The organism is Spirosoma harenae (assembly GCF_054776975.1).
Genome location: NZ_BAAHBD010000059.1, coordinates 1 through 1,251, shown reverse-complemented (window position 1 = coordinate 1,251; position 1,251 = coordinate 1). Strand labels below are relative to the sequence as shown.

The 1,251-nt window shown below is 42.8% G+C and carries 1 protein-coding gene; it reads left to right on the top strand.

Translation table 11 applies throughout. The annotated features are described in order from the left end of the window. The first annotated feature begins 254 nt into the window (after window positions 1–254). Window positions 255–1,229 carry an IS110 family RNA-guided transposase gene (locus ACYVE4_RS34065; RefSeq protein ID WP_461044897.1) on the top strand — a complete coding sequence of 325 codons (975 nt, stop codon included), beginning with the start codon at window positions 255–257 and terminating at the stop codon, window positions 1,227–1,229. Window positions 1,230–1,251 lie beyond the last annotated feature (22 nt).

Genomic DNA, 1,251 nt, shown 5'->3' with positions numbered 1-1,251 from the left:
TTATATAGTACGTTTGAACAGGTTTGAAAAATACTCAAAAAAACAGTTATTCCTCTGTGATTTGAGCCACCAGCCTGGGTAAGTCCGATGTTATATTAGCCAAACCTGTTTTACATGTTTTGACTCCAGCTGGTGAATTTTAAAGCCTGAACAGTTCAATTGGTCCAAAACCGTGTTTGCTATGCTAGGGTCTAAAATTCAGGGCATCATTTTTTCCCACTCTTTCCTTACCCCCTTTATAAATACCTTTTTCTATGACAACTTACATTGGTATCGATGTGGCCAAAGATAGTCTAACAGTGGCTATTCCAAAACCGAATGCTGGCTGGAAAGTAGATGTGTATGCCAATTCACCAGATGGCATTCGTAGCCTTCTAAGTCAGTTACCTGCCCAGGCCCACTGTGTGCTGGAGGCTACTGGCTCTTACTCGGTTTTGGCAACTTATATGTTGACTCAAGCGGAGGTGACACTCTCAGTCATCAATCCCAAGCAGAGCCATCACTTTGCTAAGATGCACTTGTCAATGACCAAAACTGATCCTCGTGACGCTATTTTGTTGTCAGAATATGGAAGAGTTGTACAACCTGCTGTTTATCAATTAAAAAGTGATAACTTATTGCTACTCAGACAAAAAAGAACGCTGCTTCGCCAGTATCAAAAGCAGCATACCGCCCTAAAGAATGTACTCGAATCCTTTCGTCCTCTTCCTATACAGGATACAAGTGTCCAGCAGAGTTTACAGACAATGATCAGCCACTTTCAACTGGCTATTACCAAGCTAAAAGGTGAAATAAATCAAGTTTGCCTGGACGATTTTGCGGAGCAGTACCAGCGGTTGACATCGATTAAAGGGATTTCGCACACCATTGCTACGGCATTGATTGAGACAACCAACGGTTTTCAGGACTTTGATTCGGCCAAGGCACTGGCTAAATTTATTGGTATTGCTCCAAGTATTCATCAGTCGGGAAAAGTAGGCATCACTCGTGGAATTAACCGATCTGGGGATGGCCATTTAAGGGGCTTATTATACATGGCCAGTTGGACGGCAATGCGGTATAATAAGCCCTGTCGGGAGTGCTATCAGCGCTTAAAGGCTTCGGGCAAAGCCTCCAAAGTAGCCCTGATCGCCGTGGCTAATAAACTACTTCGCCAAGCATTTGCGGTGGTCAAGTTTAAAGAAGATTTCAATCCGAATTATCAACCTATTTTACGCTCAATGGCTTGACTTTTAACACAGTTCATGTAAA

Bases quoted from the DNA above. Each gene is read 5' to 3' on its own strand.
- ACYVE4_RS34065 (WP_461044897.1), top strand. From the start codon at position 255: ATGACAACTTACATTGGTATCGATGTGGCCAAAGATAGTCTAACAGTG.